This is a genomic window from Streptomyces musisoli (assembly GCF_016741855.1).
GTDB classification, from domain to species: Bacteria; Actinomycetota; Actinomycetes; order Streptomycetales; family Streptomycetaceae; genus Streptomyces; species Streptomyces musisoli.
The window spans coordinates 974,798-989,427 of record NZ_JAERRH010000001.1; the positions used below are offsets into that span (position 1 = coordinate 974,798).

At 72.4% G+C, this 14,630-nt stretch carries 11 protein-coding genes; 2 read left to right on the top strand and 9 right to left on the bottom strand.

The window, feature by feature from the left end; genetic code table 11:
- Positions 1-190 precede the first annotated feature (190 nt).
- The gene (locus JK361_RS03965; RefSeq protein WP_307787149.1) at positions 191-1,579 is read right to left on the bottom strand and encodes an AfsR/SARP family transcriptional regulator; all 1,389 of its coding nucleotides are present in this window, start codon (positions 1,577-1,579) and stop codon (positions 191-193) included.
- An 80-nt stretch (positions 1,580-1,659) separates the two neighbouring features.
- Here JK361_RS03965 and JK361_RS03970 point away from each other — a divergent pair, with 80 nt between their 5' ends.
- Positions 1,660-2,568 (top strand): macro domain-containing protein, encoded by a 909-nt coding sequence (locus JK361_RS03970; protein WP_236052344.1) that lies wholly within the window; start codon positions 1,660-1,662, stop codon positions 2,566-2,568.
- Positions 2,569-2,650: 82 nt separating this feature from the next.
- On the opposite strand, the gene JK361_RS03975 is transcribed toward JK361_RS03970, so the two are convergent.
- The 8 genes from JK361_RS03975 to JK361_RS04010 all read right to left on the bottom strand — a co-directional run bounded on the left by JK361_RS03975 (position 2,651) and on the right by JK361_RS04010 (position 13,465).
- Positions 2,651-3,397, bottom strand: a complete 747-nt coding sequence (locus JK361_RS03975; RefSeq protein WP_201814188.1) for a TIR domain-containing protein — start codon at positions 3,395-3,397, stop codon at positions 2,651-2,653.
- Entirely contained in the window at positions 3,394-4,968 is a 1,575-nt protein-coding gene (locus tag JK361_RS03980) for an AbeC-like domain-containing protein (protein WP_201814189.1), read from the bottom strand. Before JK361_RS03980 ends, JK361_RS03975 begins: the two co-directional genes overlap by 4 nt.
- A 19-nt stretch (positions 4,969-4,987) precedes the next feature.
- Complete coding sequence (locus tag JK361_RS03985; RefSeq protein WP_201814190.1) at positions 4,988-5,650, bottom strand: nuclear transport factor 2-like protein; 663 nt, start codon at positions 5,648-5,650, stop codon at positions 4,988-4,990.
- 153 nt (positions 5,651-5,803) lie between these two features.
- On the bottom strand, positions 5,804-6,343 hold the full coding sequence (locus JK361_RS03990) for a DUF5825 family protein (RefSeq protein ID WP_201814191.1): 540 nt from the start codon (positions 6,341-6,343) through the stop codon (positions 5,804-5,806).
- Complete coding sequence (locus tag JK361_RS03995; RefSeq protein WP_201814192.1) at positions 6,340-8,187, bottom strand: RiPP maturation radical SAM C-methyltransferase; 1,848 nt, start codon at positions 8,185-8,187, stop codon at positions 6,340-6,342. The genes JK361_RS03990 and JK361_RS03995 overlap by 4 nt, the downstream gene beginning before the upstream one ends.
- Positions 8,188-8,380: 193 nt before the next feature.
- A complete protein-coding gene (locus JK361_RS04000; protein WP_201814193.1) occupies positions 8,381-10,960 on the bottom strand; it encodes a polynucleotide kinase-phosphatase in 2,580 nt (859 codons plus the stop codon).
- The gene (locus JK361_RS04005) at positions 10,957-12,426 is read right to left on the bottom strand and encodes a 3' terminal RNA ribose 2'-O-methyltransferase Hen1 (protein ID WP_201814194.1); all 1,470 of its coding nucleotides are present in this window, start codon (positions 12,424-12,426) and stop codon (positions 10,957-10,959) included. The genes JK361_RS04000 and JK361_RS04005 overlap by 4 nt, the downstream gene beginning before the upstream one ends.
- Positions 12,427-12,520: 94 nt before the next feature.
- Positions 12,521-13,465 (bottom strand): hypothetical protein, encoded by a 945-nt coding sequence (locus JK361_RS04010; protein WP_201814195.1) that lies wholly within the window; start codon positions 13,463-13,465, stop codon positions 12,521-12,523.
- Between the two features lie 162 nt (positions 13,466-13,627).
- Here JK361_RS04010 and JK361_RS04015 point away from each other — a divergent pair, with 162 nt between their 5' ends.
- Positions 13,628-14,584, top strand: coding sequence for a D-alanyl-D-alanine carboxypeptidase family protein (locus JK361_RS04015; RefSeq protein WP_201814196.1), 957 nt, complete (start codon positions 13,628-13,630; stop codon positions 14,582-14,584).
- The last annotated feature ends 46 nt before the right edge of the window (positions 14,585-14,630 follow it).

Here is a 14,630-nt window from a genome sequence, read left to right on the forward strand (position 1 = left end):
ATCCTGACCATCAAGTCCCCGCTTCACCCTCCGCTCGGACGTTTCCGCCTCGTCCGCTTCCCGTCCTCGGGACGCCGGGCGGCCGGAATGCCACCGCCGGGCGGGCGGGAACGGGACCGGAAGCGTTCCGGAAGCGGGCGGTGGCTGTCCGCGGAAGCGGGCGCGGACCTTTGCTGGGGGCGTGACCAGTTCAGCCGACGCCGGTCGGCCCGAGTGCCGGCCCCCGCTCGTCCACGGTGCGCAGGAAGGCGTCCACCGCCGACAGATCGGTCCGCTCCAGGTCGTCGGCGCGCAGGACGATGCGCAGTTCGGAGCAGACCGCGGGGTCGTGGCGGAGGCTGTGGGTGAAGGTCTCGACGATCAGCAGCAGCAACTGGGTGCGGTCGAGTTCGACGAGGCGGGACAGGCCCGCGCCGATCAGCGGCATCGCCACCGGCTTGAACAGGCCGTGCAGGGCGACCGAGGTCCACAGGCGTTCCAGGCTGAGCCGCAGGTCGGCGGGGGCGGACCGGGCACGCAGGTCGTTGCCGAGCCGCGAATAGGCCACGGCGAACACCCGGCGCCTGCCGGCGGGGACGGCCACCGCCGTACCGATCGGGTAGCGGGTGCGCCGGCCGCGCCGCTTGTCCCGGACGCTCTCCGTGGCCAGCGGGGTGAACTCCTTCAGCGCTTGGCGCAGTTTGTGGTCCAGGAGCCGGTGCCGGCCCTCGAAGAGCCGGTCGACCAGCTGGCCCTGCACGCTCTCCCTGCTGATCACGACGTCGTCGGCGAAGGTGTCGAAGGTGTCGGAGAACCCCACGACCAGGTTGGCGTCGTCCTGGTCGAACAGGTCGCCGCGCACCACGACGACGTCCACCCGCAGGCCGCGCAGGGTGTGGCGCAGCAGTTCGGCGCCGTGCCGCTCGCGCAGCCGGGCGCTCAGCCGGGCGAGGGTGGCGGCGGCCTCGGGGTCGTCCGGGCGTTCCCCGGCCGTCTGTTCGGCCACCGGCAGGGCGAGGTCGTAGCGGCCCAGCGCGGTGTGTCCGGCGATCAGTTCGCGCAGCGCGGTCTCCCTGAGCTGGGTCAGCCGCCGGACCGGTGCGGCCGCGAACTCCTCGTCCTGCACCTCGGCCAGCGGCCGGCCGCACCAGAGCCGCAGGGCCTCCGCCAGCAGCCGGACGGCCGGGGCCGGTGCCGCGCGCAGCGCCTCACCCACCAGCCGGACGAACTCGGCACTGTCCAGTTCGCCGTCGTCCAGGGCGAGCCGGTAGGTGCTCTCGGCCCCGCGCGCGGTCGGCAGCTGTCCGGTGCGCACGATCCGGGCCCCGTGTCCCGGCCCGGCCAGGTCGAACGCGCGCCGCAGTTCCAGGATCCGCTTCTGCACCTCGTTGCGGTTGCGCAGGTCCTGGTGCGGCAGCCGGACGGTCTGCTGCCAGACGTCCCGGTACAGCCGGCGGACGGTCACGGCCTCGCCCTCGGCGGCGACCAGGCGGGCCAGCAGACGTGCGGTCAGCGGGGTCAGGCGGACCGGGACGCCGTTCACGTCCAGTCGGAGCGGCCCCAGGACGCTCACGCGTACCGGTGGGGTACGGGTCTGCACGCGCCTCGCCCCCTCCGCCGCGTGACGTCCCGCCGACAGTGCGATCAGCGTAGCAAGACGGCTTGGAGGAAAGCATGCGAATGACCGGTCCGACCTCGCCGTCCCGTCCGGCGCGGGTCCGGCTCGCACGGTCGTGGCGTGTGCGGCGGCTGTTCGCGGGCAGCGTGCTCGCGGCCTTCGGCGCGGTGTCGGCCGTCGTGCAGTTCGTCAGCCAGCTGTTCCCCGGCACCGTCTCCCGGCCCGGGCCGGTGCTGGCCGGTTCCGTCGCCCTGTGTCTGGCGTGGGGACTGGCCCGGGCCCGTCCGCAGGCCGCCGTGCGGCAGGAGTTCGGGCGTCCCGGCATGACGGTGGTGGTCGAGGAGGGCGATCTGTTCGAGCAGCCGGGCCATCTGGTGGTCGGGTTCACCGACACCTTCGACACCCGCGTCGACGACGGTGCCGTCATCAACGACGGCAGTGTGCAGGGCCAGTTGCTGGCCCGGCGCTACGCGGACGACGCCCGCCGGCTGGACGCGGAGCTGGCCGCCGCGCTGGCGGGCGTGGCCCCGGTGGAGTGGGAGAGCGCACGGGCCAAGCCGCGGGGCAAGCGGGCCCGGTATCCGGTCGGGACGGTCGCCGTCCTCGGCTCCCGGCCCGCGCTGGTGTTCGCCGTCGCCTACAGCCGGATGGGCAACGACTGCGTCGCGTCCTGCGGTGTCGAGGACCTGTGGCTCGGCCTGGACCGGCTGTGGGACGCCGTCCGCCGGCACGGCCAGCTGGAACGCCTCACGATGCCGCTGACCGGCGCGGGGCTCGCCCGGCTGCACGATCTCGACGAGGACAGCCTGCTGCGGCTGATCCTGCTGTCGTTCGTCGTGCACTCCTGGGAGCGGGAGGTCTGCCGAGAGCTGCGGGTGGTGATCCGCCCCGGTGAGCTGGGGCGGATCGACCTGCCGGAGACGGGTGCGTTCCTGGCCGGCCTGGCGGCCGGCGCCCGGCGCCATGTCTGACACCGGCCACCCTCCATTACGGCGCCGAGCGGTACGGGCCCGCCCCCCGACCGTGGACGAACCACCGGGCCCGTACCGCGGCTCAGCGGGCCGGCGGAGTGCCCGGCCCGGTACGGCCGTACGCCGACAGATGGCGGTACGGCCACGTCTGGAGCCATTCGGAGCGGGTGTCGTCGACCGTGCAGCCCGCCAGCTTCAGCCGCTCGGCGATCTTGCGCAGGGCCGTCTCCGAGCCGTCGAACCGGATGACGTTGCGGCCCGCGATGTCGGTGATCGTGCGCAGCGCGCCGACCTCCACCATCAGGGTGCGCTCCGGGTAGGCCATCAGCACCATGCCCAGCTCGATCAGCACGTTCGGCCGGGGCTGCCCGGTCGGCTCGGTCTCGTACGCCGGCTCTCTCGCGCCCCGCAGCTGCGGGTGCAGCTGGACGATGTCGTCGGGGGTGAGCAGCACGAGCGCCGCCTGGGCCTGTTCGGGGGCCTTCGCGACGACCTCCCCGAGGAACGGCGCCGTCTTGCCGGTCGCCCTGACCAGGTCCTCCCACTCCAGCGGGCGCAGATCGAGCAGGCGCAGCAGGTCGAACATCCTCGTCCGCACCTCCTCGTCCCGCCCGTGGACGACGAACACGTTGCGGCGGCGGTCCGCGGCGGGTCCGGAACCGTCCCGGTCCGGCCGGGCGCGGCGGGCGGGGGCGGGGGCTGTGCCGTAGAAGTTCTGGGTGCCCGAGTTGGTGGTGTTGTTGTCGCCGTTCACGAAGTTGTTGTTGCTGCCGAAGTCGTTCCTGCTTCCGTAGTAGCTGCTGTTGCCGCCCTTGTCGCCGTGCGTCATGCGGATCCCGCCCCCCGACCGCCCTCGGAGCCGCCGAAGTGGTTCTGCGGGCCCGAGTTGGTGGTGTTGTTGTCGCCGTTCACGAAGTTGTTGTTGTGCCCGTAGTCGTTGAGGATGTTCGTCTGGCGGGCCTCGTGCTCCGCCAGGTCCACGTGGTGCTCGTGCAGGAAGTCGCGTACCACGTGCAGCAGTTGGCGCTCCACGATCTGCGTGTACTTGATGGTGTCCGTCTCCTGGAAGAAGACGTGGAAGTCGTCGCTGGTCGCCATCTCGCGGATGCTGGTGACCGCCCCGCGGTTCAGTACGGTGTCCGCGTAGCGGCCGAGGCCGAACTCGCTGGTGTCGGACTCCTGCGGCGACCGCGCACGGCCGCCGCGCCACGGCAGCAGGCGGGGCAGGCGGGAGCGGGCCTCGGCGAGGGCGGACCGCAGCGCGGCGTCGGGCGCGCCGCGCAGGGTGTGCCAGGCGACCTTGAGCAGGAGCCGGTCGTCCAGGGCGGCGGGGAGCCGGTCCACCAGGTGGAAGCTCGCCTGGATCGGCGCCAGGACGTACGAGTAGAACTCGGTGTGCAGGGTGTTGCCCTTGACGTCGAAGCCCACGAACGCCGTGGTGACCAGTTCCTGGTTCCAGGACCCCACCCGGACGCACAGGTAGGCGCGTCCCGAGTCGTAGGTGTCGTCCCAGCGGCCGCCGAGCTGCTGCGGGCTCGGCTCCGGCACACCGCGCAGGGTCGTGACGGCCGTGGTGAACGTGCTCCGTTCGACGGCGAGCCCCTCGATCCGCTGTGCCGGACGGGCCCGGTCGCGCAACTGGGCGGTCATGCGTTCGCCGACGTAGGCGGTGATCTCCTCGGCGGTGAAGGGGACGACCTCCTTGCGCCGGGGTTCCTGGCCGCCCGCGCGGGGTGCGGGGGGCATGCCCGTTCCGCGTGGCTCGTCGAACACGGTGAGCGGCGCGCCGACCAGCAGTTCGGCGGTGGACCAGCGGCGCACCTGCTCGCCCGCGCCGACGAAGGGTTTGTAGCCGCCGTAGCGGATCACGCTGCCGTCCGAGGTCTGCTCGCGGTTGATCTTGTCCACGAGGTCGGGGGTCAGCTCGGCGTGCTCGGGGTAGGAGCCGTCGAAGCCCCGGCTCCGGCGCGTGTGACCGGTGCGGCGCCCCAGCCGGGTCGCCAGCAGCTGGAGGGTGACGATGCGCCGGAAGTAGGCGGTGGCCCACAGCAGCCACAGCACGGCCAGCGCAGCGGTGAACCCGTCGAGGACGCCGGCGTACATGAGGGCGATGGCGGCGGCGGTGCCCGTCGCGACGACGGCCAGCCGGATGCGGTGCAGCCGGCGCGCCGCCAGGGCGTGCGCGAGCACGGGTATCGCGTCGTACCCGTAGGACGGTGCGACCACCCGGTACCGGTGGGTGAGCAGCTCGCGGATGACGGTGGCGCGGTACACCGGGTCGAGGTAGGTGCCCGCGCACAGCAGCCGGGTGGCGTTGCTCGCGGCGTCCTTGGCCGGGCGGTCCGGGCGCGGCCCGGGTTCCGGGGGCGGAGCGGGAACGGTGAGGTAGTCACTCGCCATGCTGGGTTGCTCCGCTCTCTCAGTCGCTCGACGTCATCGAGGCGTGGGTGATGACCCCGTCGACCACGGTGTACACGCCGCTGAAGGACTTCCGGGTGCCGTCGGTCTGCGTGGCGATCAGGTCCACCGACACCGTCCGGCCCTCGACGGACCTGATCGTGACGTCGTCGTGTCGGGTGGTGTCGAAGCCGGACACGAAGGACGTGTAGGAGGGGTCGAGGTTCCTGCCGCCCAGTTCCCAGGCGGTGTCGTAGTCGCCCCGGTTGACGGCGTCGAAGAAGTGGGTGACCGTCTCGGCGGGGCCGGCCGTCCCGTCCGTGGTTCCTACGGTGGTCTCGGTGCCCGTCGGGCCGGTCTCGGGGTCCGTGGGTTCGCCGGTGCCGGTGGTGTCGCCGGTGCCGGTGGTGTCGTCGGTGCCGGTGGGCACCGAGGGCTCCGTGCCGGGGAACGTGGGGGTCTCCGGTGCCGGCGAGTAGGTGACCGGCGGAGCGTAGTTCTGGGAGGAGCCGCCGCCGTATCCGGCGGCCGGGTCCCCGGACCCGTCGTCGCCGTCCGAGGAGAGGTGGGGAGCGACACCCATGAGCAGGATCAGCAGAAGCGGGATGCCGGCGATGAGCAGTGCGTACGTCCGCTCCCTGCCACCGGCGGGTAACAGGCTCGGCGGCTCGTAGGTGTGGTTCATGGGGCCTCACAACTCCCGGCAGAGCGCCGGGATGTGGCTTGTTCCGTCGGTAGGACGACAGTCACTCTGCCCGACATCCACCGGTCCGGGACCGGTTTCGCGCTTCCGATGCGCTTCCGATCCGCTCGCGAGCCGGGGCCGCGCGCCGGGGGCTCAGATCGCCGTGCACGGGACCGGCCAGCGCCGGACGCGTGGCGGCAGGGTCACCGCCCAGCCTCCCGCGGACAGCACCAGCCGCTCGGCGGCGAGCAGGCCGAGCGCCTCGCGTCCGACGGCGTCCAGGGCATCGACCGGCGTGGGCTCCAGGAGGCGGAGGAAGGTGCCGTGGAGACTTGGATGGTCCAGGGTGAGCCGTGCGGCCGTGCCCGGCCTCCGGCGGTCCAGCACGGTGACGAAGTCCGGGCCGCGCCGGTGGTAGAGGGAGCCGTGGCGGTGGGCCGCCCGCCAGGCCGCCGACTCGGTTCGCCAGGAGCCGAGTTCGGCGGGCGGGGGCAGGTGGCGCAGCAGGGCGGGGTCGTACGACGGTGTCCCCGTCGCCCGCCAGCTCACGCGCAGTCCGAGGGCCTGGCACTCGCGCAGGAACCGCACCGCCTCCGCCGTCCCGCGGCCCGCCCCGCTCAGGTCCAGGGGCTCGGCCGGCTCCACCCGGCGGCCGGTGAGCCGGTGCGGCACGGTGCCGGGCGGCCCGCTCATCCGGCCTCCTCGGGCAGCCGGACCGGCTCGCCCCAGGTGGGCAGCGAGACGTATGCGGCGCCGTCGCGGAAGACCAGGCCCAGTTCCCCCGCCCGTCCGATCCAGGCGTCCAGGTCCCCTGTCGGCACCCGGTGGCCGCCGGCGGCCAGCAGGCGGTGCAGTGCGGGCACGGTCCGGCCGTCCTCCAGGTGGCGCAGGGCCGCGGCGTGCCAGCCGGTGAAGCGGTGGGTGACGGGCGGGCGGCCGTGCCGGCGGTCGTGCACCAGCAGCTCCGCTCCGTCCTCCTCGAACAGCAGCCGGGAGTGCGCGTGCCCGGCCCGCCATGCGGCCACCGCCTCCTTCAGCCGCTGCTCGACCGGCCCGCCGATGCCCGCCGGTTCACTGTCGAACAGGTACACCAGATCGGCCAGTTCCTCCTCGGGCAGCTCGTAGACGTGCTGGTACATCTCGGCGGGGCGGCGTTTGCCGAAGCCGAGGCCCGGGTCGGTGAAGTGCGGGCTGAAGCGCTCCAGCTGGATGCGGTGGGCACCGCTCGGCGGCTGGAGGTGGACCAGCGCGGGAAGCTGGTCGATGACGGGCGCGTAGTCCTCGGCGGTCTCGCCGGGGAAGCCGTACAGCAGGTTCCAGGAGCAGGTCAGTGCGTGGTTCTCGCACTCGCGCAGGGTGCGGACGTTACGGACTGCGGTGACGCCCTTGTCCATGAGGTCGAGGACGCGGCTGCCGAGGGACTCGATGCCGGGCTGGATGTGCACCGTGCCGGAGTCGCCGAGGAGGCGGAGCTGGGCGGGGGTGAGGTTCGACTTGACCTCGTAGTGCAGCCGCAGGTCCCAGCCGCTGTCGACGACGCGGGGCAGGAAGTCGCGGAAGTAGGCCATGTCGATGATGTTGTCGACGGTGACCACGTCGAGGAGGCGGTGGCGGCGGACCAGCCGGTCGATCTCCGCCCACAGCCGCTCCCCCGGCTTGGCGCGGAAGGCCATGGCGGTGCCGTTCAGCCCGCAGAAGGTGCAGTGGTGCTTCTCGCCCCACCAGCAGCCGCGGGCTCCTTCGACGACCAGCTTCGGGTGGATGTACTCCTGCACCGGGGAGGCGTCCAGGGCGGTCTGCCACTGGTCGTAGTCGGGCGCGGGTATGTCGGCCGGGGCCACGGTCCGCCGGGTCTCCGTGTTGGCCCGCGACACCGTGCCGTCCCACCAGCACAGGCCGGGGACGTCCGTGGGTGCGGTGCCCGCGTCCAGGTGGCGCAGCAGGGCCGGGAAGGCGTACTCGGCCTCGCCGCGGACCACGTGGTCGACGAACGGGTGGTTGCGGTGCAGCGCGTGGCCCATCGGGCCGTCGCAGTTGCTGCCGCCGAGGACGACCGTCAGCTCCGGCCGTCTTCGCTTGAGTTCACGGGCCAGGGCGAGCGAGGGCACGTTCTGCATGAAGGTGGTGGTGAACCCGACCACGTCCGGCCCGGCCGCCAGCACCTCGGTGGCACAGGCCTCGACGAAGGAGGCCGCGTACGGCCGCATCGCCAGCGCCGTGTCGATGAAGACGCCCCGGCCGGCCGCGTAGTCCCGGAGCCGGGCCACGCCCCAGGCGGGGTCGTCGTACAGGACGCCGGAGAAGACCCAGTCGCCGAGTCCGTGGAAGATCGCGTCGCTGCCGACCGCCACGTAGTCCCCCGGCCGCAGCCGGCCGCCGGAGTGCTCCAGCAGGAACTCGGCCCAGCGCAGCGAGCCGTGGAACTCGGTGACCTCGTCGCCGGGGCGGGCCCCACGCACGATCCGGTTCAGCAGGCCGAGTTGCAGGGAGGGCAGGTCGAGCGGATGCCACGGCATCGTGACCAGGTGGACGCGCATGGTCAGCGGGTCGGCCGCTTCTCCAGGATGGCAGGCCGGCGGGTGGTGGTCCGCTGGTCCTCGCGGACCACGGTCTTCTTGATCTCCACGCCCGTCACTCCCCTCATGGCACGCGAACACCCTTGTGCCGCACGGCCGTCCACCATATGGACCAACGTAAGTACGACACAAGGGTGTTGTGTGACCAAGGAGTTCACAGGCGCGGGTCGACCGGTTCCGACTCCAGCGCCAGCACCCCGAACACCGCCTCGTGCACCCGCCACAGCGGTTCCCCGCCGGCGAGCCGGTCCAGGGCCTCCAGGCCGAGGGCGTACTCGCGCAGGGCGAGCGAGCGCTTGTGGTTCAGGAACCGCTGCCGCAGCCGGGCGAGGTTGTCCGGCCGGGTGTACTCCGGACCGTAGACGATCCGCAGGTATTCCCGGCCCCGGCACTTGATGCCGGGCTGCACCAGCCGTCCCTCGGGGTTGCGGACCAGCGCGCCGAGCGGCTTGACGACCATGCCCTCGCCGCCCCGGCCGGTCATCTCCAGCCACCAGTCGACGCCCGCGCGGACCGACTCCGGGTCGCCGGTGTCGACGTACAGCCGCCGGGTGGTCTGCAGCAGCCCGCTGCCGTCGTGCTCCACCAGCCGGTCGATCAGGGCCAGCTGCTCGTCGTGCGCCAGCACGGCGAGGTTGCGTCCCTGGGCGGCCAGCAGCTGGAAGGGGGCCAGCCGGACCCCTTCCAGGCCCTCGGTGGTCCAGCAGTAGCGGCGGTAGGCGGCGGTGAACGCGGCGGCGTCGGCGGCCCGTTCGCGCTGAAGGTCCAGCAGGCCGTCCACGTCGGCACCGCGCGCGGCCGCCGCCTCCAGGGCGGCGAGCGCGCCCGGGAACACCGCGCCCGCGGCGGCGCCCACGGCCGCGTACTGGCCGCGCAGCAGTCCGGTGGCCTTCAGCGACCACGGCATCAGCTCGGCGTCCAGCAGCAGCCAGTCCGTGCCGAGTTCGTCCCAGAGCCCGGCGTCCGTGACCGCCGAGCGCAGCCGGCCGAGGATCTCCTCGGTCGTCCGCCCGTCGTCGAAGAACGGCCGCCCGGTGCGGGTGTACAGCGAGCCGGTGGGCCCTCCCCCGCTCTCGGCCCCGCCCGCGCCGGGGGCACCCCCGACGCCGAACCGTCGCCGCGCCGCCTCCGCGTCGCGGCACACCAGGGCCACGGCCCGCGAGCCCATGTGCTTCTCCTCGCACACGACCCGCGCGACGCCGTCCCGTGCGTACTGCGCGAACGCCTCCACCGGGTGCTCCAGGTAGCCGTCCTGTGCGGAGGTGGCCGTCGGCGCCATGGTCGGCGGCAGGTACGGCAGCAGGCGCGGGTCGGTCGCGAAGCGGCTCATGACCTCCAGTGCCGCCGCCGCGTTCTCCTCGCGGACCGCCACCATGCCGGCGTGCCGGGTCTCCACCGCGCGGCGGCCGTGCACGTCCGCCAGGTCCAGGGGCCGGCCGTCGTGCCCGCCGGGCGCCTCGCTGCGCAGCGGCCGCGCCGGCTCGTACCAGACCCGCTCGGCCGGCACGTCGACCAGTTCGCGCTCCGGCCAGCGCAGCGCGGTCAGCTTGCCGCCGAAGACGGCGCCGGTGTCCAGGCAGATGGTGTTGTTGAGCCAGGTGGCCTCGGGCACGGGCGTGTGGCCGTAGACGACGGCCGCCCGCCCGCGGTAGTCCTCCGCCCACGGGTAGCGCACCGGCAGCCCGAACTCGTCGGTCTCGCCGGTGGTCTCGCCGTACAGCGCGTGCGCGCGGACCCGGCCGGAGGTGCGGCCGTGGTACTTCTCCGGCAGACCGGCGTGGCAGACCACGAGCCGGCCGCCGTCGAGGACGTAGTGGCTGACCAGCCCGTCCAGGAACTGCCGGACCTCGGTCCGGAACTCCTCGCTCTCCTGCTCCATCTGCGCGACGGTCTCGGCGAGCCCGTGGGTGTGCCGGACGTTGCGGCCCTTGAGGTGGCGGCCGTACTTGTTCTCGTGGTTGCCGGGGACGCAGAGGGCGTTGCCCGACTTCACCATCGCCATCACGCGGCGCAGCACGCCGGGGCTGTCCGGGCCGCGGTCGACCAGGTCGCCGACGAACACGGCGGTACGGCCCTGCGGGTGCACCCCGTCGGTGTAGCCCAGCTCGGACAGGAGCGACTCCAGTTCGGCGGAGCAGCCGTGGATGTCGCCGATGATGTCGAACGGGCCGGTGAGGTGGGTCAGGTCGTTGTAGCGCTTCTCGGTGACGACGGTGGCGTGCTCGGTCTCCTCCACCCCGCGCAGGACGTGTACCTTGCGGAAGCCCTCGCGTTCCAGGTGCCGGAGCGACCTGCGCAGTTCGCGGATGTGCCGCTGGATGACCCGGCGGGGCATGTCGGCCCGGTCGGTGCGGGCCGCGTTGCGCTCGGCGCACACCTCCTCCGGCACGTCCAGCACGATGGCGATGGGCAGCACGTCGTACTTCCTGGCCAGCTCGATCAGCTGCCGCCGGCTGTCCTGCTGCACGCTGGTGGCGTCCACGACGGTGCGGCGGCCGGCGGCCAGCCGCTTGCCGGCGATGTAGTGCAGGACGTCGAAGGCGTCGCGGGTCGCGCTCTGGTCGTTCTCGTCGTCGGAGACCAGGCCGCGGCAGAAGTCGGAGGAGATCACCTCGGTGGGCTTGAAGTGCTTGCGGGCGAAGGTCGACTTGCCGGAGCCGGAGGCGCCGACGAGGACGACGAGGGAGAGGTCGGTGACGGGCAGGGCCCGTCCCTCGTGCTGTGTCCCGGTCATGCCGCCTTCGCCTCCTTCCCGGTCTCGTTCCGCTGTACGAACACGGCCATCTGTGTGGGCGGTCCGACCTCCGGGTCGTCCGGCCCCACCGGCACGAACTCCACGTCGTACCCGTGCCGTCCGGCGACCGCGTGCGCCCAGGCGCGGAACTCCTCGCGGGTCCACTCGAAGCGGTGGTCGCCGTGCCGGACGTGGCCGGCCGGGAGGGACTCCCAGCGGACGTTGTACTCGACGTTCGGGGTGGTCACCAGGACCGTGCGCGGGCGGGCCGCACCGAACACCGCGTACTCAAGGGCGGGCAGCCGGGGCAGGTCGAGGTGCTCGATCACCTCGCTGAGCACGGCGGCGTCGTACCCCGTGAGCCTGCGGTCGGTGTAGGCGAGCGAGCCCTGGAGGAGCTTGACGCGTGCGGCCTGCCGCTCGCCCATGCGGTCCAGCTTCAGCCGCCGGGAGGCGATGGTCAGGGCGCGCATCGACACGTCGACACCGACGATCTCGGTGAACCGCGGGTCCTTGAGCAGCGCCTGCACCAGCTGTCCCTGCCCGCAGCCGAGGTCGAGGACCCGGGCCGCGCCGGACGCCTGGAGCGCCTCGACGATCGCGTCGCGTCGCCGGACGGCGAGCGGGGTGGGCTTCTCCTCGGTCTCGGTCTCGGCCTCGACGGCGTTGTCGATGTCCTCGACCTCGCTGTCGTCGGCCTCGGCGAGCCGCACCAGCTCCAGCCGCTCCATCGCCTGACGGGTCAGCGACCAGCGGCGCGAGAGGTAGCGGCTGGTGATGAGCTTCTGTTCCGGATGCTCGGCCAGCCAGCCCTCGCCGGCCCGCAGCAGCTTGTCGACCTCGTCGGCGGAGACCCAGTAGTGTTTGGCGTCGTCGAGCACCGGCAGCAGGACGTACAGGTGGCGCAGCGCCTCGGCGAGGGTGAGCCGCTCCGACTCCAGCAGGAGCCGGACGTAGCGGGAGTCGCCCCACTCCGGGAACGCGGTGTCGAGCGGGACGGGGTCGGCGGTCACGGTCCAGCCGAGCGGCGCGAACAGGCGCCGGACGATTTCCGGTCCGCCGCGGGCGGGCAGCGCGGGCACCTCGATGCGCAGCGGCAGCGGGGCGGCGGCCCGCTCGGGGCGGGCGTTGCACACCCCGCGCAGGGCGCTGGAGAAGACGCTGCTCAGTGCGACCGCGAGCAGCGAGGAGGCCGCGTAGGGGCGGTCGTTGACGTACTGGGCGAGTGCCGCGTCGGGCGCGCCGCCGCGGCCCTTGCCCTTCCCCCGCCGGACCAGCGCGACCGGGTCGATCTCCAGCAGCAGGGCGGCCGTGCAGCGCTCGGCGTCCGCCTCGGGGTAGAACACGTGCGCCGTGCCGTGCGAGGTGGAGAACGCCTGTGCCTTGCCGGGGTGCTTGTGCAGCAGGTACCCGAGGTCTGTGGCCGGACTCCCGGCCGTGCCGGTGGTGGAGATCGTCACGAACATGCTGTCGAGTCTGGCCGCCCGGGCCTCCCGCCGACCACCGGTTTTCTTTGCGCACGTCCGCGGCCGGCCGGGCGCGCCCGGCCGGCCGCTGTGCTCATTTCGCGTCGGCGACGATCTTCCGGGCGTTCGCGACGGCCTTCTCGTTCGCGACGCGCCGCTCCTCCAGCACCTTCTTGTTCCTGGCGATGGCGGTCTTCTGCCGGCTGCTCTCGACGGCGTGCACGGACTGGATGTAGTCGGTGTCGAGTTTGCACCGGGCGTCCGCGGCGGCGGTCTTCTTCTCCTTGTCGGAGGGCTCGTCGGCGCCGAACCAGTGGGTGTCGAGGGACGCCTCGTCCGGGTCGGGGTAGTGGAAGCCCTCGTCCTTCATGCAGTCCGCCCAGGCGCGGTCGGCCTTCTTCCAGGCGGGGTCCTTCTTCGCCTGTTCGCGCGCGTCGGACCAGAGTTTCATGGCGACCGAGTAGTAGCCGGAGAGCTTCACGCCGCCGATCTTCACCGGCTCGGGCTCGGGACCGTAGATCTTCCGGTTCGCCTGGCCCAGGCAGCCGCCCCGGGGGATGGGGGTGCCGTGCGCCTGGTGGCTGTCGCCGGACTCGAAGACGCCGGTGAGGGCCGTGTACTGGTCGGCCGGCCACTCCATGGGCTGGTCGGTGGACTCCTCGTCCAGCCGCTGCCGGTTGTGGTAGCCGTGCTCGGCCGCCAGATCGGGATCGTCCACCCCGTACGGGCTGTCGTCGCCGACCTTGCTGCGGCTGGAGAGGGTGCCCTGTCGCACCGGATACGTCGACTCGACCGTCCGCAGGTCGAGCGTCTTGAAGCCGGTGAACCCGAGGCGGACCATGCACTGCCGGGCGAGGATCCACTGCGCCGCGCCGACGGCCTTTCCGTCACCGGACGCCGGGTCCGGAATGTATGCCTGGAGCGGGAACGCCTTCATGGTGTTGAGGCGGTGGGCCTCGTCGCCGGCGTCGTCGTCGCCGAACTGGCATGCCGACACGGCGAGCAGGCCGGTGAGAGCGAGGGGGAGAAGTTTACGCACCGGGTCATACGATCAGTCCCGGATCATGAGCGCTGTGACGGAGCCCACAGTTCCGCCACAACGCGTTCACAGTACGGTCATGTGATCTCCGTTATGGCCGCCCTGACCGCGGACCTGATGAAGTGAGCCCCCGTCAACTGACCACTGACAGAAGGGGGAACCATGGACATCGGCCAGGGAATCCGCGCAAGGAGAAGAGCCGCCGTCGCGGTGGCGGCCGGCGCCGTCCTGGGCGCGGGGGTCCTCGCGACCGCTCCCGCCCACGCGGGCACGGCACCGGCCGCGGCCACCGCGGCGCGCACCGTCACGGCGGCGCCGCAGGTGCCGGCCCAGGGTGCGTACGCCATGAACGCGGCCACGGGCAAGCAGCTCTTCGGCAAGGCGCCGAACGGCCGGCTGCGGACCGGCTCCACCACGAAGATCATGACCGCGCTCGTGGTGCTGTCGCAGCGGAACCTGAACCTGAACAAGAAGGTGAAGATCAAGAAGGAGTACACCGACTACGTCATCGACCCGGTGACGGACAACCAGCGCTACTCCAGCGCCAACCTGATCCTCGGCGACTCGATGCCGGTGGGTGACCTGCTGTACGGCCTGCTGCTCCCGTCGGGCTGCGACGCGGCCTACGCGCTGGCGGACACCTACGGCACGGGCTCGACGACGGCCCAGCGGACCAAGTCGTTCATCGGCAAGATGAACAGCAAGGCGCGTGAACTGGGCCTGACGAACACCCACTTCGATTCCTTCGACGGGGTGTCCAACGGCAAGAACTACTCCTCGCCGCGGGATCTGGCCAAGCTGGCCGGGGTCGCGCTGAAGAACAAGACGTTCAAGAAGGTCGTGGGCACCAAGGTCTACGACGACATGCAGTCGTACCGGCCCGGCGGCGGAACGCACGCGATGCGGCCGTGGACCAACTCCAACAAGCTCCTCACCTCCTACCGGGGCGCGTTCGGCGTGAAGACCGGCTCCGGGCCGGAGGCGAAGTTCTGCCTGGTGTTCGCGGCCGCCCGCGGCTCCAGGACGGTCGTGGGCACCATCCTCGCGGACACCTCGGCGGACCAGCGCTTCAAGGACGCGGCGAAGATCCTCGACTACGGCTTCACCCAGCACGGCTGAGCGGGGAGCCCGGGGAGGATCGGTGATCCTCCCCGGGTCTCCGGCC